Source organism: Komagataeibacter melomenusus (genome assembly GCF_013155395.1).
GTDB classification, from domain to species: Bacteria; Pseudomonadota; Alphaproteobacteria; order Acetobacterales; family Acetobacteraceae; genus Komagataeibacter; species Komagataeibacter melomenusus.
This window is the reverse complement of sequence record NZ_JABJWC010000116.1, coordinates 1-543: the sequence shown is the minus strand read 5'-3', so window position 1 is coordinate 543 and position 543 is coordinate 1. Positions and strand designations below refer to the sequence as shown.

The following is a 543-nucleotide window of genomic DNA, read 5'->3' as shown; positions in this document are numbered from 1 at the left end:
CGAGCGCCTCCAGCGGGCACAGGCCGAACCCTTCGGTTACGGACGGATAGGCCAGCACATCCGCCTGCCGGTAGAAGGCGGGCATGTCCTCATCCGCAACCGGCCCGGTGATGGTGACATGATCGGCTGCACCGCTTTCGCGCAGATACGTCGTGAACCGGGTGCGGTAGGCGGAATGATCCAGCAGCGAGGCCCCGCCCGCCACAACCAGATGCACGTCCGGCCGTTCGCGGCGCAGGGCCACAAACGCTTCCAGCAGGTGCAACGTGTTCTTGCGCCGCTCGATCCCGCCCACGGACAGGATCAGGTGACGGTCGGCAGGCAGATGATACCGCGCCCGCAACGCGGCATCATGCGCGGTTGGGACGTGCGAAAAGCGCACGGGATCAACCCCGTTGCCCACGACCGGGGCTTCGCGGCCATGGTCGTTGCGCAGGACATCTTCCCACATTGTGCTGACGGTAAACAGTTCGGCCGCCGCCCTGATCCCCCGTTCCTGCCGCGCGGCAAGGACCGGGTGCGTGAAATGGTCAAGATGGTGGA

General features: G+C 66.1%; 1 protein-coding gene. It reads right to left on the bottom strand.

Annotation, left to right across the window (positions count from 1 at the left end; all coding sequences use genetic code 11):
- The coding region (locus tag HNW77_RS18225; RefSeq protein ID WP_172159334.1) for a glycosyltransferase at positions 1 to 543 on the bottom strand (543 nt) is incomplete at both ends.